We start from the raw sequence: 25,949 nt of genomic DNA on the forward strand, positions 1-25,949 counted from the left end.
AAGAATTAAGTTTTATTTTAAAAAAAATCTTTTTGATATAATGAAAGTATCAACAAGATTAAAAAATGAGGTGCTGACATGAGATTCATCTTCAATTTTATTTTTTTTGGAATTCTGTTTTATCTCATTTGGCTTTACTTTCCAGATGCATTTAAAACACTTGTTGAGTGGGCATCTAACACATTCGATTTTTTCAAACACTTAGTGCAAACAGCCGTGGAAAAAGTGAATGAAACGAAGGTTCCACCCGCTCCTCCATCACCACCAGCTCCATCCAGTCTTTTGATTCCATTTTTTTCTAATTGGAAATCATAATTGATATTGAATGTCGGCCTTAAAAATCCAGTGGCTTTAAAGTCTTTTCCTTGCTTTTATGTTGTTTAACAACCTAGAAGCAAGGAAATTGGCTCATGAGCGATCTGGATTCTGCTATTCAACTCTCTTTACATAAATTTCAACGTGCAAAGGAAGAAATCGGCAAAGTGATTGTCGGTCAAAGAGAAATGGTTGATCGACTCCTGGTCGCACTACTCGCTGATGGACATATTTTACTAGAAGGTCTCCCCGGATTAGCCAAAACCTTAGCTGTCACAACCCTTGCAAAGACTATCCAGTGTGATTGCAAACGGGTTCAGTTCACTCCAGACCTTCTCCCCGCCGACTTAATTGGAACATCCATTTACAATCCTAAAGATAGCTCTTTTCATGTCAATCAAGGCCCTATTTTTACCAATATTCTGATTGCAGATGAAATTAACCGAGCTCCAGCCAAAGTTCAATCCGCCCTTCTCGAAGTCATGCAAGAAAGACAAGCCACCATTTCAGGAAAAACCTTTGTGACAGGCTCACCCTTTTTGGTCTTAGCCACACAAAATCCGATTGAACAAGAAGGCACCTATGTCTTACCAGAGGCCCAAACAGACCGCTTTATGATGAAGGTTAAAATTGGATATCCCTCCATAGATGAGGAAAAAACTATCATTGAGCGGATGGCCACCCTTGGCAAGCATGTTGAACCCGGACCGTCTCTCTCTGGAGATGAAATTTTGGCCACTCGACAACTAGTCAACCAAATCTACGTAGATGAAAAAATCATCAACTACATCTTAAACATCGTTTTCGCAACGCGGAATCCCAAAGCCTATGGAATCCCCATTGATCAACTTCTTCTCTATGGGGCTTCCCCCCGCGCAAGTATTGCTTTAACGCTTTCTGGCAAAGCTCAAGCTTTCCTAGCTGGTCGATCTTACGTGACGCCCTATGATGTCAAACAAGTTACCCACGATATCTTACGGCATCGGTTAAGAAGAACCTATGAAGCAGAAGCTGAAAACGTCTCCCCAGATGAAATCATTGATCGTATTCTTGAAAAAATTCCAGTCCCTTGATTTTCAGCTCGAATTTAACATTTTTTTTTGCTTTAATCTCCAGTAGATTTATTGCGAAAATTGGAAATGTATGAGCATGAACAAAAATTGGCTACTCCCCGTCTTAATTGCATGTGTTGCAATCATCGGCTATTTTAATGGACTTTTTGAGCAAAGCGGCCCTGCAGAGGCTACTGAAAAAGGGATAGCTTCTCAAAATAGCTCATTTAAAGTGGATTCTCAACCTCTTTTACAAAATGTCGAACGCTTAGGGATTAACCTGGCGATTCCGAATACGGACGAAACGGGCCAAATTTTTCGCAATATCCTGATGAATCCTGGATTTGAAGGAAAAATCGATCGCTTAATCGTAATGACTTCCCAATCAGACAAAACGAGTTTTTCCGATGATAAAGGATGGGGATACCCTGATGGTTACTGGAAAGGGGCCACTTTCGAAGTGCGTTCTGGTCCCTATGTAGGATTAAAAGGAAATATTTCCGATTCTTTACATGAAGGAAAGGATGGATATCCTCAATATTTTTCCGATATCACCCTACCCACCTTCCAGCCAGATGATGTCATTGCTTTAACAAAAACTTTTCCTCAAGACTCCCTTTCTTTTTGGCGCATTTCAGAATCGGCTCAAAAGCTCGTCAAAATTGACGAAAATCATCGACCAGGTAGTGGAGGCTCGCATGCACTTCTTTTAGAGCCTGTTCACCACATTCCTCTGACAATTTCAAGTATTTTTGATAAAGAGGCTCAGCAAAACGGCAAATTAATTCCTGTAAACGGCAACTGGAATTTCTCCATTTGGGTCAAAGCCGAAGGGGAAAATTCAGCCCTCACAATTGAATTTAAAAGAAAAAGCCAAGTTTTTTTAGCGGAAACCATCCATCCGACCTCTTTTTGGAAAAAATATAGCTTTGACTTCACCGCGCATGATGATGGACCTGCCAAGCCGCTAGCCCTTAAAATAACGGGAAGTGGGGATACAGGCATAAAAATTTGGGTGGATGACTTATCTCTAGGACCTATTCAAGAAGAGTCAACAGAATTTAGACAGGAAATGATCCAACTTTTGAAAGATCTACGCCCTTCTTTTATTCGTGAGCAACCCTCCATAGGAGACACGTTAGAAAACCGTCTTGCTGATCCAACAAAACGGCAGCATTGGACGTTACACACAGCGGGTAGCAGTGGACAAGAAATGTTCAGCTACTCATTGAATGAGTTTTTAAATTTGTGTCAAATCGTGCGAGCTAATCCTTGGATCATTATTCCAACAACCTTTAGCGATGAAGAATACCGACAACTTGGTCAATTTCTCGCCTTGCATGCGCCAGAACACTTATTCCCAAAAGTCATTTTAGAATTTGGTAAAGAAAACTGGAACTGGACTTTTCGCCCCACAGGAATCCCTATTCCTAGCTCCCATGGTGCTGTTGCTGATCGTGCCTTTCAATTCATTCTACTTGGAGCAAATGCCCCCACACATTTCATTAAAACCATCAATGGGCAGTACATTGACCCACCGCTTTCTTTGATTTATTTAGAAAAAAGTGCCACAGCAGACGCATTAGCAATATCTCCTTATTTTTTCAATTCGCTAGATGCACAGACATCGGATAAAGAGGCCATTAAATCTCTCTTCCAAGCAGATCGCGGATACGTTAAACAAATTGCAGCTGGAACAAAGTCATTGGGGAAAAAGTTCTCTGTTAGTGAAATAAATTTACACACCTTTGAAGGAACGGCTTCTGGTGAACAAAAAAACCGTTTTGTGGCAGGCAGTATTGCAGGAACGGCTTTTGCCAAAAGAATCCTCGAGTTGATCAAGTTGGGTGCTGATCCCATCATGGTCTTTAATCTTTTTCAACATAATTCCAATACATGGGACTCCCAAGATGATGTCAAATTATCTGGCATTGTGCGCAATGTAGGTACACACTTTAGGTATAGACCAACAGGTTTGGCCATGCGCATGCTCAATACCATCTGCGCAGGCACTGTTTATGATATTGGACCCACTACTGTGGATATCAATGCCATTCATCTGACAGCGCTCGCTTTCACACCTGAAAACGCATGGGCAGCAGCCCTTGTTTCTACAAATGAAAGTGCACTATCACTTGATTTAACGTTTCCAGATGATAACAAACCTCTGCCTACTTCCATGACATATATAGAGGCTGCATCCCCATTCGATAATAACGAAGAAAGCGAAAAAGTGACCTTAAAGCATCTCCCTCTAAAACATGTTAATCATCGCACTGTTTCCCTTACAATTCCCCCTTATGGTTTTGCAATTTTAGATTCACAAAAATCCCTCACAAAAATACTTCGAAAAGAACTTTCTCACGCATTCGAAATGCAAGCGATTGCCTCACTCGATTCCTCTGAAGCTCCACAAAATCAAAAAGAACGGGAATTTTTAGAACATTTTGAGGAAATTCGTAAGAAGAGAATAGAATTTGAAGAAAATGCGCCGTGATTTAAATCATTTTATTCCTTTAAGCTAATGTTTTAGCAAATCGAGGAACGCGCGTGTTTTCAAGTATTTTATATCTTATTCTAGCCCTATTAGCCATTAGTCTTTCTCCTCACGAAGGGGTCTCCAATGCACATCCTTGGATGGCTTTCTTTATTTCAATAAGCTTATATGCACTGCTCATTGGTCTCATTTTCTGCCAAAACATCCTGTTTAGAGAGACTTTAAGAAAAAACCGAGCCCTCATCCTGAATCTTGTTAACTTAGAACTATTGGGCTTTCTCATTCTTTATCATTACCTTTTAGGTGGAGATCAGATTTTCTTTTCTTCTTTTCAGCTGTTCCCCTCAACGCTTCAAACTTTCTTTTCTGTGGCTTTATTCTTTTTTGGGCTGTGGGTTTTTCATTACACAGGATTTAAACAAAAGCGACTCCATCTTCCCCATGAAAATGCGTCTTCCTACGCGTCAGCCCAAGTACGCTTTATCTTCCCTTTTGCTATTCCTTTTCTTTTGCTTACTTTTTTGACAGACATCTTCCAAAACAGCTCTTTATTTGATTTTAACAAAATGCAGGAAATGTCAACGCTGTCCGACACGCTTATTCTCCTAGGATTTAGCCTGGTCTTTATGCTGCTTTTATTATTATTTTTGCCTCCTCTCATTCAATGGATTTGGCAATGTCAACCTTTAGAACCTTCACCCCTTAAAGAAAGACTTCAAGCGATTTGTGAACGAGCCGGTTTTAAACATCCCAAGCTGAAAACTTGGACAGTTATGAACCAATCCATGACGGCAGCGATCATTGGCGTAGTCGCCCCATTTAGATACATTTTATTCACCAAAAAACTCCTGAATAGCCTTTCTCCTGAAGCTGTTGAAGCTATTCTTGTTCATGAAATAGGACACAGCTACCGCCGCCATCTTCTACTCTACCCATTCATTTTATTTGGTTTTATTACCCTCGCTGGAATTTTTTCTCTAATATTTGCCCAAACCCTTGAAAATACCCTGAACTTAGAAATCCTGCTAAATCCCACCTTTGATTGGCAGCTCATTGTCCCTCTGCTCTTTTTCCTCTGTTATGGTGCTTTCCTTATGTTGTATTTCCGCTACGTTTTTGGTTTTTTTTCACGCCTATTTGAAAGACAGGCCGATTTACATGTCTATATCCTAGATGTTCCCCCAGAACACATGATAAAAGCTTTAGATGAATTAGGCGTCGCGACAGGGCATACACATGACCACCCAAGCTGGCATCACTATAGCATTCGACAAAGAATCGATTTTATTAACAAAACAATTCAATCTCCCTCTGTTGTGACTCAACATCATCAAAAAGTCAAAAAAACACTTTTAGCTTACTTTATCACCCTCTTGGTGGGGATTATCTTGTTTCTTTCCCCGTGGCTTCCCAACGTATTTCCTTTTTCCAAAATCCAAGAAACATTTTCCTCGATTTCAAATGGATTAAATCAATCTTGGAATGCCTCACTTAGAAACGATCTTGCCCAGCAATATCAAAATGACTATCAACTCACAGGTCATTCAGAAATCATTCAAAAGACTTTAGAAAACACTTTTGAATCTTTTGATAGGGGAAGAACCGTGGAAGAAATTAACCTCATAGCATCACAACGTTTGTATAAGGCTGGTGAGGTGTCTGCAAGTGCGACTCTCCTAATTCAGCTTTGGCACCAAATTTCACCCAACCATTATCCTGAGTTATTTTTAGAACATCTCACGAAATTTACAGTCTTTATTTTGCAACAACCTTCAATCAATCCAGAAAAAATCCAACGCCTTCAGCAAGAATATGAAAAAAAGATGGCGATCATTAAAACCTTCAAAAAGGACATTTAAATGGTTCAAAAACATCTCACAGAACTACAGTCTTATTTCACTGAAAATAAATCTCGCATTTTAGAAGAATTTTTTACCTTTCTACGTTTTCAAAGTATAAGTTCCGAGCCCGAATTCCAAGGTGCGATGCTAGATTGTATTGCTTGGTTAAAAGATTATATTCAAAAAATTGGATTTGAGGTCGAGATTTGGAAAACCGAAGGACATCCGATTCTTTTTGCTTCCAATCTAAATGCGGGTCCTTCCAAACCCACTCTTTTAATTTACAACCATTACGACGTTCAGCCTGTCGATCCTCTTGAATTATGGAAGTCTCCTCCATTCGAGCCTGTTCAAAGAGGACAAGAAATTTTTGCGCGCGGTGCTCAGGATAACAAAGGACAGTGCTTTTATGTTTTGCAAGCTTTAAGAGCCATGTGGGAAAAGAGTGGACAATACCCTCTTAACATCAAACTGTGTATTGAAGGGGAAGAAGAAATGGGAAGCGGCTCTCTTGCCAAAATTCTTCCACACAAAAAAGTCGAATTAAAAGCTGATTATTTGGCTGTTGTCGACATGGGAATCAACAAACCGACGGAACCAGCCGTAACCCTGGGAATTCGGGGTATTGTGACAATGGATGTCGAAGTGACTGGATCTTCTTTTGATTTACACTCTGGTTCCCACGGTGGCATGGTTTATAACCCCATTCATGCCCTATCTGAACTTATCGCTAAACTGCGAGATGAAAAGGGCAAAATTCGTATTCCCCATTTTTATGATGATGTGCTGGAAGTTTCAGAAGATGAACGTTCCTGTTTGGCATTAGATTTTGATGCAGAAGAATATGCCCACACATTTGGAACAAAAGCGACTGGAGGGGAAAAAACCTTTACGCCTTTGGAACGCGCATGGATCAGACCCACGATAGAAATCAACGGCATACACGGAGGCTACTGTGGAGATGGATTTAAAACTGTGATCCCTTCTAAGGCTTACGCCAAAGTTTCTTGTCGCTTAGTTCCAAACCAAAGTCCACAAAAAATCGGGCAACTTGTGGCAAGCTTTTTCAAAGAGAATGCTCCTGATGGGATCAAGGTTAATGTACATCTGCATGAGGGTGGAGGTACAGCTGTCAGAGCAAATCATCAATCCAAAGTCCTCAAGGCTTTTGCTAAAGCCTACGAGGAAGTTTTCGATGCACCTTGTCAGTACATCTTCAGTGGAGGTTCCATTCCTGTGGTGACAAAACTTGCCGAAACCAGTGAGAGCGAAATTTTATTACTCGGATTAGGCCTTCCCGATGATCAAATTCATGCTCCAAACGAACATTTTGGTGTCGACAGACTTGAAAAGGGCTTTATGGTGATATCAAGAGGTATTGAATTGCTTGGAAATGAATGAGAGTAAAGGCTCACTAAAAATGAGCCTTTCATTCAGCTACAGCTTCAACATTTCATTCTCTATTTATGGGCAAGGAAGATAAGGGTACTCTGGGAACTTTTAGAACTCCCACTTTTAGCCAACTCTTCCGAAGTTCATCTAATAGCTTGTGCTTTTCAGCTCGTGCTGATGCAATTGTCAAGCAAGCAAATTTCTCAATGGTAATCTCTTTAGACATGCTCTGAAATGCTTTGAACCATACTTTGGAAATAGTTATTAAATCATCATCTCCAACACCCAAAACTGTCGCGCAAAAAACATGGCTCAAAACATAGCTGTTATGCAACGTTAAGCTATCTGCTAGTGGCATTCCAATAAATCCAGTTAAATCGGAACTGTTATGCGATGTAAGGTTTTCTCTTGTTTTAGTTTGCATTCCAATAAACTGCGTTAAATCACGGCCTTCAATTAACCAATTTCTGTTGTATACAGCACTAAGAATAACAGGCATAGCCAATCTTAAGGAGTAGGCATCGCCGGTAAAACCTTGTGAAGGAAAACGGTCTCTGAAATAAGCTAAGGGAATGTTTTTTAAATCATCGCCATCTACTGCACACTCCCATTGAGAACATTGTGATGCTCTTTCGACAGTAACATCTCGATTAAGAGTTCTCTGAAAACCATAATGTTCATCAAAAAATTGATTTACTTTTTCAAATTCATTCTGAATTTTTTTCTTATCATTTTCCTCGGAAAGCGTGTATTGGTCATACGGATGACCAATCACGTTCGAACATCTATCACTCACATTGCTTGTCATAGTTCCCCTCCTAAAGGGACATATTTTGAAAAGGAACTACACTAATACGAAGATTTAGAATATGTAAAGAGATTAAATCGTCTTCACAGTATTATTTCAGATATCTACGAGCATCTTATTGCGACTCATAGCCCCTTTTCAAGTCAAAATCCACTTCTTCCATAGCTGTATCTACAGGCTTTGTAGAGCCGTAATTCTCAATAAATTCAATCTGTCTGCGATTTTTTATAGCTCTTGGCAACACTGCCATTGCTTTTCTCCCATCAGATTTGCAAAAAAATTTATACACGCATGCAGCCACTACTAAATTTCTATCCGTTCCATTTTCACTGTGGATTAAAATTTTAGCATGCGGATTTTCTTTGACAATTTCAGCTATACGACAGATAAGGTCTCTTAGTTTATCTTCTTCAGGGAGTTCCAAGCGAGAAATGGGTAAATGTTCCGCATTGATATCTCGACTAAGGTAGGCTTGATAAAGGCTATCTGACTCTAATAAAGAAATCACATGCGTAAATCTTCTTTTTAGAAAAGAAAATACCTGCTCGTTGGTTGCTTCATTTTGTAAACCTTGAAAAGGATTTTTACTTAAAAAAATTTTGCAAGGAAATCTGACAAATAACTGGGCTTGAAAATTGGGCTGTACCCCTATACTGCTCTGTATCATACTAAGACCTGACGCACTAAGAAGTTAAAATATAAAAGCATTTTTTAAAAAATTCATTTGATTAAAACAAGAGCTTTTGCACTCGCTTTAAGAAGATAGATTGCTCACTTATGAATACTGTTTAAGCATCTAAATTTTGCATTTTTTTCCACCCGCAAAACAGCATGGGCAAAGAAAGAAGCACATAAATAAACCAATAAGCACCATTCCATTGCAGAGTAAAAAAGCTGTCAGACGCAAAGAGAAATAAAATCATTCCAAAGAGAAAAAAAACAGATCCCCCCAACAGAAGACCCATCGGAATGGCAACCGTTTTAATGGGTTCATAAATCAATTCAGGAACTTTTTGTAGGGTTACAGCAGACTCTTTATGCTCCTCTTTTTGCTCCTCAAAAATTTCTCCGTAGGGAGATTTTGGGATCGTTGTGTCTTCGACCGGCTTATAGAGTGGCGCTGGAATTTCATCTTCAGGAGTTAGTCCTGGAAGGATCATTGGAGAAAGATAAACTCCACAGTAAGAACAATTTTCTTCGGAAAAAGGAACCCTTGCTTCACAGTTCCAACAGAGTCTTTTTTTGTCTGTTGCATTCATATTTTCTTCTTAGATATATTGGAAGTGATCTTTTTAAGGGCGCTCTGACATTTCAAAGCTTCCCTTTCTTTTATACAGGAAATTAGCTGCACATCATGAGATTCTGGTTCATTTTATTTTTGCTCTTTGAAGGATGTGCTTCTTATAAAATTCCAACAAGCAGTTTTCTAGCTTCTTCCTGCATTTATCCTACAATAGATAACACATCTTTCCCTCAAGATGCAACACCTTCTCCACAGAAACAAGCGGCTTTATCCCACTGGCTTTATCGTTATATTCCTCGTCACCGCAGCCAAATCAAGCCTTATGATGTGGGGCATTGGCTCACATGGAGCTTATTTGGTAACGATGACGATGGCATTTTTGGTGAGGAAGAAACGGCTCATTACCGCCCTGAATACCCCATCTCTGCATCAAAAGCCCTGTGTTGGAGTCTTCGAAATCCTTTACATAATTTTTGTTTCTATGTGATTGGCTCGGCTCATCGAAAAAATAGTGAATGGACACTTTTGAAAATGACGAAAAAAGGGATTTCAATTGGCGACTATTCCGAAGAAGGAAAAATTGTTTTCGCGGATGAAAGGTCCTGTTTTTTTGCCGGCCTGCATGGAGGCAAACCTTTTTTATCTTTACGATTATGCTACTTCTCTCATTATCGCAGTGATTTTTATATTGGTTGGCGTTGCCGCGGCAACTTTGGCTTAAAGTTTAACCTTCTCACAAAGCGGCCCCTTCGAAAAACTGAAGAGCCCTTGGAGAAAATGACTAATTCTTAGCTTCAAAACCTTTATTAAGAATTCATTTTATTGTATCTTAATTATAAAGATGGGTAGTCATTTTAAATGATTTATTTACTAACGTTTGAATAATCTGCAGAGGTGAGTATGCCTGATACTCAAAAAAAATTTGATGTAGCCGTTATTGGCGGTGGTCCCGGTGGCTATCCCGCAGCGATTAAAGCTGCCCAAAACGGATTGTCTGTCGCCTTAATCGAAGCCAACACACTGGGCGGCACGTGTTTGAATCGAGGGTGTATTCCCTCTAAAGCTTTGATCGCTAATGCAGAAGTATTGCAAAAAATCAAAGACGCGGAAGAATTTGGCATTTCAATCGGCACTGTCTCCTTCGACTACGCCAAAATGGTTCAACGAAAAGACGATGTGGTCAAAAAAGTTCGCACAAGTTTGGAAGGATTGATTGCTTCTAATCGAATCACCCTTTTCCGTGGCTATGGAAAATTCACGTCTGAAAGAACTATCAAAATTACGGGTCAAGACAACCTCGAAATTTACGCAGACAAAACGATTATTGCCACAGGATCGGAGCCTCGCTCAATTCCTGCTTTCCCCTTTGACTATAAAAAAATTCATGATTCCACCTCATTGCTTGATTTGACAACACTGCCAAAAAAAATTGCGATTATCGGGGGCGGAATCATCGGATGTGAGTTTGCTTCTTTATATGCCGCATTTAACGTGGAAGTCATCCTTATCGAGATGATGCCCCGTATTCTTCCCATGGAAAGTGGAACAGTCTCTGGTTTTTTAACGAAGGCCTTTCAAAAACAAGGGATCTCGATCGAAACCAGTGCAATGGTCCATTCGATCGACTCAACCGAAGCCGGCATTAGTGTCAATCTTGCAGGGGATAAAACCATTACAGCTGACATTGCCCTTGTAGCTGTTGGGCGTCAACTCAATACAACGGCAATTGGTCTTGAAAAAACCGGGGTCTATGTACAAGATAACGGGTTAATCAAAGTGAATGATCATATGGAAACGAACATTGCAGGAATTTACGCAGTGGGCGATATTGCCTCCAAATGGTGGTTAGCGCACGTGGCTTCACACCAAGGTCTAGTCGCTGGAAGTAATGCTGCTGGAATCAAAGCCACCATGCATTATAACGCAATCCCCTCGGTCATTTTTACCCACCCCGAAATTGGAACTGTCGGTCTATCTTTAGAACAGGCTCTCGAAGCTGGTTATGCAGCTACCGTCTCAGCGTTTCCTTTCAGCGCTCTTGGCAAATCGCAAGCAGCGATTCAAACTGAGGGATTTGCGCAAATTGTAACGGACAAAAAAACGGGACAAATTTTAGGTGCTCAAGTTGTGGGTCACGATGCCTCAACTTTAGTCGCCGAAATGGGTGTCGCCATCGCAAATGAATTGACTGTTGAATCTGTTGCTGACACAATTCATGCACATCCAACTGTCGCAGAGGCTTGGATGGAAGCGGCCTTATTAGCCAACGAAACTCCATTGCATCTACCTCCGAAGAAAAAAAAGCAGGACTGATTGATGACGCAAGAAAAATTTGACCTCTTTCCTAAGCCTAAGATCTCTAAGTTAAATGTTTTGCCTGCAAATCCTGAAACCCGTGATCCTGAGCAGGCTGTTGGACCTGGACGTTTTCCCTCATGGCTACATCGTAAACTCCCCAAAGGCTCAGAACTGCGAGCTACAAGCAAAATTGTGGCAGAAAATCGTCTTCACACAGTGTGTGAAGAAGCCAAATGCCCGAATCTTTTGGAATGTTGGTCAAAAAATACAGCGACCTTTCTAGTCCTTGGAAAAGAATGCACTCGTAATTGCGGTTTTTGCAGCATCGACTTTTCAAAAGCCCCCAAAGCGATTGATCCCAACGAACCGAAACGTGTCGCAGATTCGGTTAAGCAATTAGGCCTTAAACATGTTGTAATTACAATGGTGGCGCGCGATGATCTGTCAGATGGCGGAGCCGGACATTTAGCTGCTGTGGTTGAAGAAATTCGACGTGAAAACCCAGACGCCACAATTGAAGTCCTGACCTCCGACTTCTTTGGAAACGAAACAGCTTGGGACCTAGTGCTCGATGCTAAACCCGACATTTTCAATCACAATATTGAAACCGTTCGAGAATTAACTCCACGCGTAAGACACCATGCCACCTACGATCGAACCCTTTCTTTTTTAAGCTATATGAAAAAGCATTTAGCCAACTCTCACACCTTAATTAAGTCCGGTTTAATGGTGGGACTCGGGGAAACGGAAGAGCAAGTCCTCGCAACAATCCAAGATTTGCAACAGGCCGGATGTGCCATTATCACAATTGGCCAATATCTACAGCCTCATCGCCAAAAGCTACGAGTCAAAGCCTTCGTAACTCCCGAACAATTTAAACATTATGAACAATTTGGGCATTCCATAGGTGTTCCTTATATGTATTGCGGACCTTTTGTCCGTTCAAGCTACAATGCCAATCTTGTTCTCAAAAAAGCAAATGAATCCATTCACATTAATAGTTAAATAATATGACGCATAATCCACAAAATGATTTCAATGAAGAGCATTCTTTTACGAATGCGATAGACCATTTGATTCTCATGCATCGAGAATGCCACTTTGGTGGACATTTTCCCACCATGATCGATTATTATGAAAAAGAAGGAAAAGGAGTCTCCGAAGATTTTTCCTTAGAAGATATCAATCGATTAGCCATGCTCGAGGCACAGATGCAGCAAAATTTAGCTGCACTCTTATTGACAGGTCCTGAAATGGAAAAAGTAGCTCAATCAAGAGACCTTTATAAAAAGCTACGTTCTTTGTATGAAACAGAATCTTCTGCTACCAAAATTCCTCGTTTGATTGCCGATCTCATCCTCTCAGAAAGAGAATCGGAAGAACAAGATATCCAAGCAGTTGCCGATCAGAAGCACGCGGTCGTTCCGGCGCTCATCGATTTGCTCCGTTCAGAAGACTTTCATGATCCCCTATTCCCTGGATATGGACTTGCGCCAGCCTTAGCCGCAAAATGCCTGGGACTAGTTGGAGATAAACGCGCCATTATATCCTTATTTGAATCGATTGGAGAAATGGACGTTTTTGATGAAGAAATTACCCTAAAGGCTTTAAAGAGCATTGGTGAACCTGCCAAAGAGTTTCTCATGCGAATTCTCAAAGGACGTCCCTTAACTTACGATACTGAGCGGGCTGCGATTGCCTTGGTTTCTTTTAAAGATGATGAGGATGTGGCGCAAACATGTCTCAAGATGCTTCAGGAGAAAGATATCCTCTCCAACCTATCTCTTGCTCCATATCTGATTTTAACATGTGAAGGCCTTAAAGATCCTGCCCAACAAAAAGATTTTAAAGAGCTTTTAAATCATCCCGCCCTCTCAAAAGAGCTTGCCCTGGATATACGTGCCGTTATCCATAGCTGGGGAAATCAATCAAAACACTCATAACAAAATAGCCTTATCAACATGTCAACTTTACTCCATATTTTAAGTCAAAAATTTCAAACAGCCATCCTTTCGGCTTTTCCAGAATGGGATCCCAATACGCCCCTCCCTTTGGAAATTTCCCAAAGCACACAAGCGCAGTTTGGACATTATCAATGCAACTCTGCCATGAAATTGGCAAAAGTATTGGGTGCGAAACCTCGAGATATTGCTACCCGTATTATTGAGCATGTAGATGTCAATTTAGAAGGGATTCGCCTGATCGAAAAAATGGAAATTGCAGGACCGGGTTTTATCAACATCACGCTGGATCCCGCTTATTTATCACAAAAGTTGCATCGCATTCTTTTGGATTCCCATTTAGATATTGAACTACCCCAGCATAAGCAAAAGATCATTGTGGAATTTTCATCCCCAAATACAGCCAAAGAGCTCCATGTGGGTCATTTGCGCTCGACCATCATTGGGGATAGCTTGGCTCGCCTTTTTGAATTTCTAGGTCATGATGTCTTGCGACTCAATCATATCGGGGACTGGGGCACAGCCTTCGGAATGCTGATTGCTTACATGAAGCAAAAGACGCCGCATGTGTTAGATGGGACAGAAAAGACCGATCTTCAACATTTAGTTCAGTGGTATAAAAAATCAAAAGAACGGTTTGATAGCGACGCAGATTTTAAAAAAACGTCTCAACTTGAAGTGGTCGCTTTGCAAGGTGGCGATCCAGCAGCTCTGAAAGCGTGGGAAATCATCTGCGATATCTCCCGTAAAGCTTACCAAGAAATCTATGATCTTCTCGACGTCAAAATTATCGAACGAGGCGAGTCTTATTACAATCCGATGCTAGCAGACACTGTCGCGGATCTAGAAGCCAAAGGTCTTGTCACCCTATCTGATGGTGCAAAATGTATCTTCCTAGAAGGCTTTCAAAACCGTGAAGGCGCCTCATTGCCCTTAATGGTTCAAAAGTCTGATGGAGGTTATAATTATGACACAACCGATATGGCGGCCATTCGTCAACGGACTCTGGAAGAAAAAGCGGATCGAATTATTTATGTGACCGATGCAGGACAGTCTCTTCATTTTCAAATGATTTTCCAAGCCGCCGAAAAAGCGCACTATCTAGATGCTTCAAAAGTACGTGTGGACCATGTACCGTTCGGTTTAGTTTTGGGATCTGATGGGAAAAAGTTTCGAACCCGATCTGGTGAAACCGAACGTTTAATCGATCTTCTACTAGCCGCTGTCAAGCATGCAGATCAATTGCTCATCGAACGCTCCCCTGAGATGCCAAAAGAAGAACGAGAAAAACTTGCTAAAACGTTGGGTATCGCGGCTGTAAAATATGCCGACCTTGCTTGCAATCGAACAGGCGATTATACCTTCAGCTACGAGCGCATGCTTCGCTTTGAAGGGAATACGGCTGCCTTTTTGATGTATGCTTATGTACGTGTGGCAGGCATTAAACGCAAAATTAATCCGGCTCTCAAAATCGAAGAACTTAAAGATCCGATTGTACTTGAGCATCCCTCTGAAATTTCCTTAGCGGTACATCTAGCACAATTTGAAGAAGCCCTAGAACAAGTGGCTTCAGACTTGTTGCCAAACCGCTTAACCGAATACCTGTATGGTTTAGCAGAGAAATTCAATGCTTTCTTCAGAGATTGTCGCGTCGAGGGATCCCCACAACAAAACTCTCGCTTGCAAATTTGTGAAATTGTGGCCAAAACCATGAAACAGGGCCTTTCGATTCTTGGGGTCCAAACAGTTGAGCGGATGTAATAGCGCATAATTTTATTGAAAATAAACCTCCATCCTTATATTTAATTTTAATTTAACAAGTTAAAAGGGGGATAAGGATGGAGAATAAAGATACGCTGACCACCACCGCTGGAGCACCCGTACCAGACAACCAAAATTCGCTTACAGCTGGGCCAAGAGGCCCTTTACTTATTCAAGACTACCAGCTTGTTGAAAAGCTTGCTCACCAAAATAGAGAACGTGTACCTGAACGCACCGTGCATGCTAAAGGATGGGGAGCTTTTGGTACGCTCACCATTACCCACGATATCACCAAATACACTTGTGCCAAAGTTTTTGCCGAAGTTGGTAAGAAAACACCCATGCTCGCCCGTTTTTCGACTGTCGCAGGCGAACTGGGAGCTGCCGATGCAGAAAGAGATGTCAGGGGATTTGCCTTGAAATTCTACACTGAAGATGGCAATTGGGATCTGGTTGGAAATAACACCCCCGTCTTTTTTGTGCGTGATCCTTATAAATTTCCCGATTTTATTCACACCCAAAAAAGACACCCACGCACAAATTTACGCTCACCCACAGCCATGTGGGATTTTTGGTCGTTATCGCCCGAATCTCTTCACCAGGTCACCATTTTGATGTCTGATCGTGGTTTGCCGCAATCCGTGCGATACATGAATGGATACGGTTCACACACTTACTCATTTATTAATGCACAGAATGAGCGTTTTTGGATCAAGTTTCATTTCAAAACAGCTCAAGGACACCGTCATTGGACAAATGCGGAAGCAGCAGCTGTCGTAGGAAAAACCAGAGAATCCACTCAAGAGGATCTCTTTCACGCCATTGAAAAAGGAGACTTTCCCAAATGGAATGTGTTTGTTCAAATCATGCCAGAACATGAAGCAGAAAAAACACTTTACAACCCGTTCGATTTAACAAAAGTCTGGCCTCACGGCGATTATCCTCTGAATCCGGTCGGCGTTTTAGAACTTAATCGCAATCCTGATAATTACTTCACGGATATCGAACTGGCTGCTTTTTCCCCATCCAACATTGTCCATGGAATCAGCTACTCCCCTGATAAAATGTTGCAATCGAGAATTTTCGCCTATGCAGATGCACACAGATACCGTTTAGGTACCCATTATGAAGCATTGCCTGTCAATGCACCTAAATGCCCGGTACACAATTATCATAAAGATGGGCCTATGCGGTTTTTTCCAAGTCGCACACCTGCAGATGCTTTTTACGAACCCAATTCTTTCAATGGACCTGTTCAAGATGAAAAATACAGAGAACCACCTCTCAAAATTTCAGGGGATGCCGATCGATACAACCATAGAGAAGGAAATGATGACTACAGCCAACCGCGCGCCTTATTTAATCTGTTCAATTTCGAACAAAAACAACGTCTATTTAATAATGTTGCAGATGCCATGCAAGGAGTTCCTCAATATATCATTGACAGACAACTAGGTCATTTTGAAAAGGCACATCCTGATTACGCAGCAGGTGTACGCAATGCCCTACTCTCTCGTAAAAACTGAAGATTATCGGATGGGAAAAAGAGTACGTTTCCCATCCGATTAGTTTTTAAGGCTTGCGTCTTTTTTTATGATTTAGTAATCTCAACTTAACCAAACCCATTTATAAAAGAGCACGATGATGTCTTTATTACATCATAACTTACAATTCCTTTCTTTTGTCTCTTCCTGGCGTTAGCCTATCTATATTTTTCCCCACAATTCCTTTTAGTTTAAGTATTTAGCCGCTAACCGTTTTGGTTTTATATCCAAGGCTTAAGCCTTTTTTTTGACTATTTTATCAAATCATAAATCGAGATTGATGATGAGTTCTTTTGCAAAAGAAGGAAGCGCCACAGGTGGTGTTCTCCTAGTCGCAGGCTGCTGCATTGGCGCAGGCATGTTAGGTCTTCCTGTGGTCAGCGCACTGACAGGTTTTATTCCTGCTTCTTTAATTTTAATCGCGTCATGCTTCGTCATGATATGTACCGGTTTACTAGTTTTGGAGCTAACACTGAGCTTTGATCATGAGGTCAGTTTGATCAGCATGGCAAAAGCTACCCTTGGGCAAACAGGAAAATTTTTGACATGGATCCTATTCATTCTCCTTTTTTATTGCATTCTGGTGGCCTACGCCTCGGGGAGTGGTGAAATAGTCGCAAATGGATTCCACAAGCTTAATATTCCGATTTCTCATTCATTTGGCAGCCTATTTTCCATGTCTTTAGTTGCTTGTTTGATCTACCTGGGAACGCATGCGATAGATCGCCTTAATCGAATCCTTATGATAGGCCTTGTCGCCGCTTATGGGATTCTGATTTTACTCGGCATGCCCAACATTGAAATGCAATCTTTGCATGAAAAAGAATGGTCAACAGCCTTTGCCACCGTTCCTTTAATGTTGATATCATTTGGACATCATAATCTGATTCCAAGTCTGACAATCTACATGAAAAGAAACGTGAGCAAACTCCGTTTAGCCATTATTTTAGGAAATCTTATCCCCCTGGGGATTTATTTACTCTGGGAAGGGGTTATCTTAGGGATGCTGCCTCTACGCAATCATCCCCTTTTTTCTGAAACAGTTCAAAATCAAGATATGGCAAGTGGCCTATTGACGCACGCTACAGGATCTCCATATATTTTAACGGCCGTTAATTTATTCGCCTTTCTCGCCATTGCGACTTCTTTGATCACCACAGCACTAAGCTGCATTGATTTTCTCAGCGATGGATTAAGCGTCAAAAATGAAGGAAAAACACGCGCCTATTTATGCGCTGCGGTTCTGCTTTCACCTCTTCCTTTTGCCGTTACTTATCCCCATATTTTCCTGACAGCTCTTGGATATGCCGGAGGATTTATTACGGTGATTCTTTTTGGAGTTTTGCCTGCTTTAATGGCCTGGAGATCTCGCTATCATTTAAAACAAACGAGCCCCTTTGTTGTAAGGGGTGGAAAAACATCCCTGGCAATTATAATGACGATTTTTTTCGCCATCTTTATTCTGGAAATCTTTCGCCAATTTTCAATGTTAATGTAGGGTTCTCAAAATAAACATGTAGGGCTCTTCGTGGGGGGCCCTTCACTTGATAAAAGAATCTCTCAAACAACCTTATTTAAATGTGGGCACCATTTTTTAAAGAGTTCAACTTGGAACTTATTAGAACTTTGATTCAACCATTTCCAGTGAATTTTTACTTCTTCATGCGATAGCTCCTCTAACCATTCTTTTAAAACATTCTCTTCCATTTTCGAATATGAAAAGTAACCAAGACGCCATTTTATTTGGACGATTTTGCGTATAAGTGCTGGGTTTGTAATATCTGGAATCTCTTCACCATATTCATTAATCATTATTCCCGCTGGATAACGTGCTCCATCTAGAAGAGAAAATACGGCGGCTTGTTGTCCTTTAATTTTCTCCAATGCAAAATGAAAATCTTCGGTACAAATTAAGGTCACTTCATCCTCAACGACTAGTATGCGTCCCAAAGGAGCCCCTGTCACCGTCGGCAATAGGGCTAAAACTAGTGCCATGTGTTTTGAAAACATCACATCTTCATCAAAGCCAGGAAGCGCATCAAGCTTTTCTTTTAGTCCCATGCTCGTACCGTCTATTCCTATTTGGTAAAACGGATGCGAATCTTTTACGAAATCCCAATAATCATATTGATAATTGTGATAATTCCTATCCGCACGTTTTATGGCTGTCAATTGTTGTTGTTGCTGCTGCTGTTGCTGCTGTTGTTGTTGGGCTTCTTGAACTTGTGCTTGTGATGTAGCGACGGCTGACCCATTGTTGGGGACATGCTCTGGCAGGTACTTTTTGTGCATCTCTAGATGAGTCTTAAATGTTAATTCATAAGCATCAATTCTCTGCTTCATCTCCTCTAGCTGATTTTCTACAGAAGTAAAACGATGCTCGGCATACTCTAGAATTTCGGATTCACGCATTTCTTCTTTGATTTTTGCAATACGCTCTTCAATTTCTTCTAGGAGTTCTCTTTGTTGCTTAATCGTGTTGGCCATCTCTTTTTGAATAGGAATTAAGGAGGTTGGAGAATAGTCTCGAACAGGATGGCTTTCTTTAGAATTACATAAAAACTCTCGAACCACAAGATGAAGCTCTGTATCCAAAATCGTGTCAACTAGGCGACCTGCTGAATGAGAGGGATCCCAATAAGAGGCTGAATCTTTTTCAGGATGATGCTCACTGAGCAGATTGCGAATCCCAACCGGAATGATTGCTTGTATTTTTTCCTGGGCTGCTTTCAAATTAAGTCCCTTTTGGCTTTCAAGCGTCTGCTTTTTAATATCATTGAAAATATCTAGCCAAGTGATTTGATCTTTATCTTTCTGCGTTTCTTCATTAATCCGCTTAGCCACAGATCCGGGACATAAGAATTTTAAATGATGCTGCACCCCTAATCCTCGTAGCCTCCAGCAGGCTTGCACGGCGCTAGACATCGTCGTTGTTGGTCCATACACAACAACTCCATATCCTGTTGGGATGACAAAATCTGTCCCACGTGTATCTGGAGGTCCAAAATAAAACACACACTCTTTTTTAAATTTGGCATTCGAAGTGAGCATCTCCTGGATAGCAGTTTTTGAGATTTCTTGCGGTTCTTGCACTCCAGGACGCCAGATAAGGGGTTTCCGAGTTTCAGGGTCAATCAAGATATATATTCGATTTTTCCCTGCAGAAGTTTTGCGTAATTCATCAACCACCTGGACAGCATTTTTCCCACTAAATGACATTCCTTCATTGATCAAAGCCTTGCAGCTAGAATCTACCAGGTAACTAGCCATTTTAGCGATTAATTCGTCATCTGGAGCAACCTCAACTGGAGGTTTCTCTTTTCCTGCAATACGCAATAACGTTTCACCTTCAACTTGGCGGGGTGTGTAATCTGCTGTTTTTCCCTGCGTTTCAGGCAGAAGATAAGCATTTAATGTTCCGGTCATTCCTCCAAATTGTTGCCCATAAACTAATTCTTGAGCATTGATTACCATTTCTTCTTCGGAACGTTTGATTCTCTGAGACTCTAAAATCTCTGCTCGTAAAATAAGAAGCCTCTCTTTCCAGTTTTCTGGACGATTCAAAAACTTGATCAGATTTTTTTCCCCAGCGACAAAGGCTTGTCGAGAAATTTCTGAAAATTCATCTGGAAATTTCTCCCTTAAAGAACTCAAAGCTTGAGAAATCACACCTGTGGTAGGCAATTCGGAAACATAGGCTAAATAATGATTCACAATTACATCATACTCATCCCCATAAACCACATCTTTTTTATCCTGTCCACTCACCTGCGGGCCAACGGTAAATCCGTCTTCTTTTTTTACCGCAACATCAATACCAGGATTTTGATTTAATGCAATCGGCAGTGTAGTCTGCAAAATGTGCTTTAATGCACCCACATTTCTTTGAAAGCTGTCTTCTTCGTCTAAACTAGGCGCCGGAAACTCTGGAGGAAGACTTTCTTTGTTTCCACATAGATATTCAACAAAAAGACTTTCTGAATCCGCATTTAAGCCACTAATAAGGGTTTGAAAATGATCATTTTTTAGAATTTCTTTTGCTAAAGCTGGCAAGAGGATCTCTTTAACATCTGATGTTCGTAATGCGGCTTGTTGTTTTGTCTGAATCGCTTCTCGCAGTTTTTTTACTTCGGAATCGGATGAAGTGTAGATAACTTCAACAAGGATTTCCATCATGTCAATTACAGTGCGATTCAAAGGAACGGATTTTCCTAAGGCCAGATTATCCTCATTAATCACATTGAGAACGTCATCTACCTCATCAATGATGGTCTGAGTGTCAAAACCAAAAAAGTTTGAATCTCCGTTGATGAGAGCCCGCATTTTTTCTAGCCAATAGACTTCTCTTTGCGGAGTATGTAACAAAGGCAATGCTTGCTCGATGTTACCTTGAACTTTCGCTTTTCTCACTTGTGCAGCCATCTCATCACGCAGTAGGCCTAGCCTGTGCTCAATGGAAGCTTTCGTATGCAGGGTTGTTAAAATGTAGCCTTTTTCTTCCTTTGCTTTTAACAAACGCAAGTACTGCTCCGCTAAAACCGCTGGAGTTGTTCCTGCATTTATATCAAATGTGAACTCACAAGCTGCTTGTTGCATCATCGCACGGGTACTCTGATCGAGGGATTCTAAATTATCTCTAAATAATTCTTCTTTAACGATTCCAACAGGTAATTGCCCTTTTTCTGCAATGAGGAGCAGCACAGTAGGAAGAATCACAGAAGTTTTTCCAAGTCCCATCCGCAGCTCATAATAGGCGGAGGGATTTTTCTCCATTTCTCGCGCCATATCCATTTGTTCTTGGCGTAAATAAATTTTATTTCGCCATTGCGTGACTAAAAATTTGCGATTAAAACGAGGATCAGCCAGTTTTCCTTTATCCGCTCCTTCCCCAACCAAGAATAACTCTCGATCAGAAGCCGCTTTGACCAGTTTTTGCAAGGCAAAGGCTTGTAAACTCCACTCTTGCATCCACTCATCATCTCGTTTTTTGAACTTTAAAAGTTGCTCCATTTGCATTAAGATCGCGTTTGTTGGTTGTCCTAACATTTCAGCTTCTGTATCGATCATTAAAAATTCCGAGATCTCTTTTTCCAAAGATGGAATATTTAACAGCAGGCTTTGGTACGCATTGATCGCATGATTAAGTAAAACAGCTTCTCCTACTGTTTCTTCATTTTTGACAGCCCATTGGATGTGTTTTGGGAGTTTCAGAAAATGTTCTTTCTTTCGTAAAAAACCTAAAATGGTTTCCCGTTTTCCTTGAGAAGCTTGCATCAGACCTTTTCTATGTAACTCGAAAATGTCTTTTAATGCTTTGAATGATTCCGGATCATAAATTTGATTTTGATCGTGGCTCATCGCAAGATTCTTGGCGGCACCTTGCACACCTTGCATAAGCAATTCATTTTCGTTCTGCTCAATCAATCCTTGAGAAGTTTGTAAAGCCTTTTGAATTTCTTGATGCGCATTTTCAATCCCTTCTGTAGAAATGAATGCTAATTTTGGGGGAGTGCTCACCAACAAATGGTCTGTCAAATCAGCAATTTTTGGATGCAAAATCTCACAAACACCAACCTCATCTATTTCTGGCCATTTGTCTTGGAACCTCTTTGATCGCAGTGTTTGCTCCAAAGCTTGAATCCGCTTACTCAACTCAGATTCGCGTAGTTCTGAAATCACATTCAGCCGATGCCTTGCTCGAATCGATTCGACAAATGCATGAATAGGAATCTGCTGAGCAGAAGAACATCCTCTTAAAAATTCGACAATAACAGGGCTGAGTACCGCACCAAATAGTAATGGATTTTTTCGCAAGTGTGTATGAAGGCGTTTTAAATCCAATAAATTTCGATTTGCTTCAAGAGCATAGAGAGTTCTTAAACTATTTTGAATTTGATCATCTACAAGATCTTCTGAAGCAACTTTTTGCTCTTTTTCCTTTCTCTGAGATAAAACATGATGAATTTGATTATGGATCTGCGTCTTAGCTTGAATAAGCTCCCGATTATTCTTTCGAATTAATTTTACACCTAAAGACACTAAATGAGATGGCAGTTTTTGTTTGGCTTGATAAAGATGATTAACATCAAATTTAAGCCTTTGTTTATCGCTATCAGGAAGCTCCGTCAAAGCGACCAAAAGAATCGCTAAAGATTCGATCTTCTGTGAATGCCCCACTGTCAGCAACGCCTTGGAACTTTTGATGATTCCCTTTATCCCTTTTACAAGACTTCCTCCTACAAGCTTTTCCATTTCAGTATTTGATCTGCTGTCCTTTTGTTCTAAAGGGGCGAATAAACCGATCAAATCTTCTTTTTTTAATTTTTTATCGATGACTAAATTCCAAAAACTAAAAAAATGTTCCGATAAAACATTTGAATCAAGATGATGAAGATTAGCCAAAAGTTCTTCAGGATGCTTCGGGGGTTTTTGCACACTTGCTAGCAAAAATTCACTTAGCTCCCCAATTGAAGCCTTGAGCTGCGTTTCGGTTAAGTCGAGTGGGGTTTCTTGCGCTTGCAAAGTTTTAAAATGGTCTTGCTCCTGAGTTAAATCACGCAAAGATTCAACTTGCACATGCCCAATTTCTTCAAGTTCTTCTTCAGTGAGGCGAAGCTCTTGAAAACTCTCTTTAATAAAACTTTCCAATGATTCTGGATTAAAAGTAGAGTGCTCAAAATGTTCTTCACGTTTTCTATATAAATCCGCAATATATTGAGAATCCCCGAGAAACGCTTGCCAATTTTCAGGGGAAAAATTCCCTTTCTGGCTTTGTTGTCGCACAATTTTCCGGCCACACAGTTCAGCCTTTAATTTCAGCGTAATGCTACGTACAGAATTGCCTGGCAACTTTTGAAAAAGTTCCATAACTTTCAAAAAGCTTTCTAATTCATCTGCAGATTCTAGCCTGCCTTGTAAAGCTTGCTCTAAAAAATAAAAGGCATGTTGATAATCTTGCTTAGTACCAAACAAATAAGCTAAGTATAAAAATCCTGCACTGGATCCTTGAGGAGGTAAACGATCTGAAAAGCGAACCTTTAGAGGCTTTGCAAGAGTCTCATTTTTATGAAATAACAAACTGCCCTGAGCATCTTTAGTAACCTCCTGGGGCCAAAGTAAAAGATGCATATCGCCGGTCTCAGGATCCGTTAAAGGCAATCCAAATTCCTCTAAAGAAGCATCTAATGAAGAGAGCAAACGCCTGGTTTTTTCATCTCCCCCAATATTCCACTCAAACCCTTGATAAGGCCCAGAAACAACTTTCCAGGGACCTTGTTTTTTGCTTTCTTTGAGATTTATTCCAAGACCTAAAAATCGAATTTCCGTAATCCTTTGAGCCCACTTACCTCGCAAAAACAGGATATCCTGACTGGCAGTCGGTCCCATCACTTTTGTTAATAAGTTGCGCCGCTCATTCACAACCTGTTGGCCTCGCTGATTTTTAATGGTTTTTAAACGACTTTTTTGGTCAAATTCTAAATAAAAAACGTCTTGAAGAGTTGTATTTGAGGCATTTAAAGGTAAAAAAGCTAAGCCTTTTTTTGGATGGCGACTATCCACCCACATTCCTTGGGAAGAAAGCTTCTGCTCAATTCCGGACAATGGCTTGTCAGTAACCTCAGCTTGAGGAAAGCAAAAGCGATACCATCGATCTTTTTTTAAACCGGTAGTCTCACTTGAAAATTTTTGCTCAATCACTGGAAGCTCATCACCCTGTCTGCAAAAAGCTCTAAATTGACGATTCTGATCATCTTCAAAATGATAAACGCGTTCATCCGCAGCCTTTCCAACTTGGGCAGTACCGTAAAACTTTTTATCGCCAAAAAGAAACTGATATTCAGAAGACTGCACTAAATCCTTCGGCAATCCTGTTTGGACGCCATTTGGCCTATTTCCTTCAATCAAAATAATTCGCATGGAAGAAATATCGACTTGTGTCTTTCCCTTTTCCCAAACGTGGGGACTCTTCCTATTGGGACTCCACCCTCCTGCACCAAGGATTATCCCTTGAGAGGTTTCTACAAATTTATCTAAAGTCATGCTCCAGTCATCAGCTGAATAGGTTTTTAGCATCCACGGAAAAAGTATTTTCTCTGCCCATTCGATGCCCATATGAGCCAAGAATGGAATGGTGACTTGTTCCTGCAAATTTTGCAGGCGATTTATGGCCAATAGCAAATTGGCACACGTGTTAGGATCTTTTAGCAAATCCAACTTTTCAGGAAAATTCGCATCAGCATGATTGGCAAAAAAGCTTACAAAATATGCCGAGAAATTTAATTGTTCTTCTGATGAAACGTTCTGATGCTGCAAACGCCCAAGCAAGTAAGTTAGATACCTCTTCTTACTCACGGGATTCTCCGTATAAAAACTCGGCAAACGTTCAGTTATCTCTTGAAGGACATCGGGATCTGCTGGAGGGGTTTGGAATTCTGAGACATAAGGGTCTTTAGAATCCACATCAGTCCACTTCATAGCAGCTTGAGCATGGTTGACAATCTGCGAACACAAAAACAATAAAAACCCAGCCCGTTCATGATGGCCTTGTTGGATGGCTTGTTGAAGAGCTTCGTGCAATAGATCTGCCCGTTCTAAAAAATACTCTGGATATAAACGTAGGGCTCTTTGTATGACATGGGGACGGAAAAGGGCCGCGACTAGACGTCTTTGTTCATCAGGGCCCTCGAAAAAGTCAAATCTTTGCAAAGCCAGGTCTAAGATACTTTGAACATTTTTGGGGGAATAATCTCGACCATTTTCTTCTTTAACTTCTGTGGAGATCATCAACAAATCATCAACTGGATTTGAATCCTCCAACCCAAATAAATAATTTAAATTTGTTGCAGAACTATTTCCCTTCCCAAACATCCTCCCCCAACCATCTTCCAGATAAGGAGACTCTTTTGCACCCTGATAAGGTTCTGCTCTCTTGCCTAAAAAACCTCCAAAAAATCTAGCTTGTGGATTCCCCATTTCTGATGCATGAATGGTATGTTTTCGCTGAATATCAAACCCTGTCATGTGTAGATTAAGGCCTGTTGAGGAAACTCCATACGGATTCATTATTGAGCGAAAACCACCCGGACTGTAAATTTCGCACATGTTCGATTCGGACTTGTTGTAGCGAAGCTCAAGCCTTTTCATTTTTCGTAAGGCTTTGAAAGTAGACTTATTCCATTTTTTTAATTGCTCATCCAGAATTTCTTTCTTCTTTACAGGAGAATCCGTTCTCACCTT

16 protein-coding genes are annotated in these 25,949 nt (G+C 40.8%); 12 read left to right on the forward strand and 4 right to left on the reverse strand.

Going from position 1 to position 25,949, the window contains the following annotated elements:
- Positions 1 to 78: 78 nt before the first annotated feature.
- The 5 genes from AB7E63_RS04955 to AB7E63_RS04975 all read left to right on the forward strand — a co-directional run bounded on the left by AB7E63_RS04955 (position 79) and on the right by AB7E63_RS04975 (position 7,106).
- Positions 79 to 315 carry a hypothetical protein gene (locus AB7E63_RS04955; RefSeq protein WP_006339733.1) on the forward strand — a complete coding sequence of 79 codons (237 nt, stop codon included), beginning with the start codon at positions 79 to 81 and terminating at the stop codon, positions 313 to 315.
- Positions 316 to 410: 95 nt separating this feature from the next.
- On the forward strand, positions 411 to 1,388 hold the full coding sequence (locus tag AB7E63_RS04960; RefSeq protein ID WP_006339734.1) for an AAA family ATPase: 978 nt from the start codon (positions 411 to 413) through the stop codon (positions 1,386 to 1,388).
- Between the two features lie 76 nt (positions 1,389 to 1,464).
- The gene (locus AB7E63_RS04965) at positions 1,465 to 3,864 is read left to right on the forward strand and encodes a hypothetical protein (protein ID WP_284452743.1); all 2,400 of its coding nucleotides are present in this window, start codon (positions 1,465 to 1,467) and stop codon (positions 3,862 to 3,864) included.
- Positions 3,865 to 3,917: 53 nt separating this feature from the next.
- On the forward strand, positions 3,918 to 5,723 hold the full coding sequence (locus tag AB7E63_RS04970; protein ID WP_284452744.1) for a M48 family metallopeptidase: 1,806 nt from the start codon (positions 3,918 to 3,920) through the stop codon (positions 5,721 to 5,723).
- Entirely contained in the window at positions 5,724 to 7,106 is a 1,383-nt protein-coding gene (locus AB7E63_RS04975) for a dipeptidase (RefSeq protein WP_006339737.1), read from the forward strand.
- 52 nt (positions 7,107 to 7,158) lie between these two features.
- Here the strand turns inward: AB7E63_RS04975 and AB7E63_RS04980 are convergent, their stop codons facing one another.
- The 3 genes from AB7E63_RS04980 to AB7E63_RS04990 form a co-directional block, all read right to left on the reverse strand.
- The gene (locus tag AB7E63_RS04980; RefSeq protein ID WP_284452745.1) at positions 7,159 to 7,905 is read right to left on the reverse strand and encodes a hypothetical protein; all 747 of its coding nucleotides are present in this window, start codon (positions 7,903 to 7,905) and stop codon (positions 7,159 to 7,161) included.
- A 115-nt stretch (positions 7,906 to 8,020) separates the two neighbouring features.
- Positions 8,021 to 8,572: a hypothetical protein gene (locus tag AB7E63_RS04985; RefSeq protein WP_284452746.1), complete on the reverse strand. Its 552-nt coding sequence runs from the start codon at positions 8,570 to 8,572 to the stop codon at positions 8,021 to 8,023.
- Positions 8,573 to 8,693: 121 nt separating this feature from the next.
- Positions 8,694 to 9,164 (reverse strand): hypothetical protein, encoded by a 471-nt coding sequence (locus tag AB7E63_RS04990; RefSeq protein ID WP_006339740.1) that lies wholly within the window; start codon positions 9,162 to 9,164, stop codon positions 8,694 to 8,696.
- A gap of 95 nt (positions 9,165 to 9,259) precedes the next feature.
- On the opposite strand from AB7E63_RS04990, the gene AB7E63_RS04995 reads away from it, so the two are divergent.
- The 7 genes from AB7E63_RS04995 to AB7E63_RS05025 all read left to right on the forward strand — a co-directional run bounded on the left by AB7E63_RS04995 (position 9,260) and on the right by AB7E63_RS05025 (position 18,210).
- On the forward strand, positions 9,260 to 9,940 hold the full coding sequence (locus AB7E63_RS04995) for a hypothetical protein (RefSeq protein WP_013925656.1): 681 nt from the start codon (positions 9,260 to 9,262) through the stop codon (positions 9,938 to 9,940).
- 108 nt (positions 9,941 to 10,048) lie between these two features.
- Complete coding sequence (gene lpdA / locus AB7E63_RS05000) at positions 10,049 to 11,461, forward strand: dihydrolipoyl dehydrogenase (protein ID WP_013925657.1); 1,413 nt, start codon at positions 10,049 to 10,051, stop codon at positions 11,459 to 11,461.
- A 60-nt stretch (positions 11,462 to 11,521) separates the two neighbouring features.
- A complete protein-coding gene (lipA, locus tag AB7E63_RS05005; RefSeq protein WP_369508925.1) occupies positions 11,522 to 12,451 on the forward strand; it encodes a lipoyl synthase in 930 nt (309 codons plus the stop codon).
- A 5-nt stretch (positions 12,452 to 12,456) separates the two neighbouring features.
- Positions 12,457 to 13,389, forward strand: a complete 933-nt coding sequence (locus tag AB7E63_RS05010) for a hypothetical protein (RefSeq protein WP_013925658.1) — start codon at positions 12,457 to 12,459, stop codon at positions 13,387 to 13,389.
- 18 nt (positions 13,390 to 13,407) lie between these two features.
- Positions 13,408 to 15,168 (forward strand): arginine--tRNA ligase, encoded by a 1,761-nt coding sequence (gene argS / locus AB7E63_RS05015; protein ID WP_006339745.1) that lies wholly within the window; start codon positions 13,408 to 13,410, stop codon positions 15,166 to 15,168.
- 77 nt (positions 15,169 to 15,245) lie between these two features.
- Positions 15,246 to 16,694 carry a catalase gene (locus AB7E63_RS05020; RefSeq protein WP_006339746.1) on the forward strand — a complete coding sequence of 483 codons (1,449 nt, stop codon included), beginning with the start codon at positions 15,246 to 15,248 and terminating at the stop codon, positions 16,692 to 16,694.
- Between the two features lie 298 nt (positions 16,695 to 16,992).
- Positions 16,993 to 18,210, forward strand: a complete 1,218-nt coding sequence (locus AB7E63_RS05025; RefSeq protein WP_006339747.1) for an amino acid permease — start codon at positions 16,993 to 16,995, stop codon at positions 18,208 to 18,210.
- A gap of 62 nt (positions 18,211 to 18,272) precedes the next feature.
- Here the strand turns inward: AB7E63_RS05025 and AB7E63_RS05030 are convergent, their stop codons facing one another.
- The gene (locus AB7E63_RS05030) at positions 18,273 to 25,775 is read right to left on the reverse strand and encodes a DUF3638 domain-containing protein (protein ID WP_428418881.1); all 7,503 of its coding nucleotides are present in this window, start codon (positions 25,773 to 25,775) and stop codon (positions 18,273 to 18,275) included.
- Positions 25,776 to 25,949: the final 174 nt, after the last annotated feature.

This window comes from Parachlamydia sp., assembly GCF_050255895.1.
GTDB lineage: Bacteria > Chlamydiota > Chlamydiia > Chlamydiales > Parachlamydiaceae > Parachlamydia > Parachlamydia acanthamoebae.

Bases quoted from the DNA above. Each gene is read 5' to 3' on its own strand.
- AB7E63_RS05025 (WP_006339747.1), top strand. From the start codon at position 16,993: ATGATGAGTTCTTTTGCAAAAGAAGGAAGCGCCACAGGTGGTGTTCTC.
- AB7E63_RS04965 (WP_284452743.1), top strand. From the start codon at position 1,465: ATGAACAAAAATTGGCTACTCCCCGTCTTAATTGCATGTGTTGCAATC.
- AB7E63_RS05030 (WP_428418881.1), bottom strand. From the start codon at position 25,775: ATGAATCCGTATGGAGTTTCCTCAACAGGCCTTAATCTACACATGACA.
- AB7E63_RS04985 (WP_284452746.1), bottom strand. From the start codon at position 8,572: ATGATACAGAGCAGTATAGGGGTACAGCCCAATTTTCAAGCCCAGTTA.
- AB7E63_RS04990 (WP_006339740.1), bottom strand. From the start codon at position 9,164: ATGAATGCAACAGACAAAAAAAGACTCTGTTGGAACTGTGAAGCAAGG.
- AB7E63_RS05020 (WP_006339746.1), top strand. From the start codon at position 15,246: ATGGAGAATAAAGATACGCTGACCACCACCGCTGGAGCACCCGTACCA.
- AB7E63_RS04960 (WP_006339734.1), top strand. From the start codon at position 411: ATGAGCGATCTGGATTCTGCTATTCAACTCTCTTTACATAAATTTCAA.
- AB7E63_RS04980 (WP_284452745.1), bottom strand. From the start codon at position 7,905: ATGACAAGCAATGTGAGTGATAGATGTTCGAACGTGATTGGTCATCCG.
- AB7E63_RS04955 (WP_006339733.1), top strand. From the start codon at position 79: ATGAGATTCATCTTCAATTTTATTTTTTTTGGAATTCTGTTTTATCTC.
- lpdA (WP_013925657.1), top strand. From the start codon at position 10,049: ATGCCTGATACTCAAAAAAAATTTGATGTAGCCGTTATTGGCGGTGGT.
- AB7E63_RS04995 (WP_013925656.1), top strand. From the start codon at position 9,260: ATGAGATTCTGGTTCATTTTATTTTTGCTCTTTGAAGGATGTGCTTCT.
- argS (WP_006339745.1), top strand. From the start codon at position 13,408: ATGTCAACTTTACTCCATATTTTAAGTCAAAAATTTCAAACAGCCATC.
- AB7E63_RS05010 (WP_013925658.1), top strand. From the start codon at position 12,457: ATGACGCATAATCCACAAAATGATTTCAATGAAGAGCATTCTTTTACG.
- AB7E63_RS04975 (WP_006339737.1), top strand. From the start codon at position 5,724: ATGGTTCAAAAACATCTCACAGAACTACAGTCTTATTTCACTGAAAAT.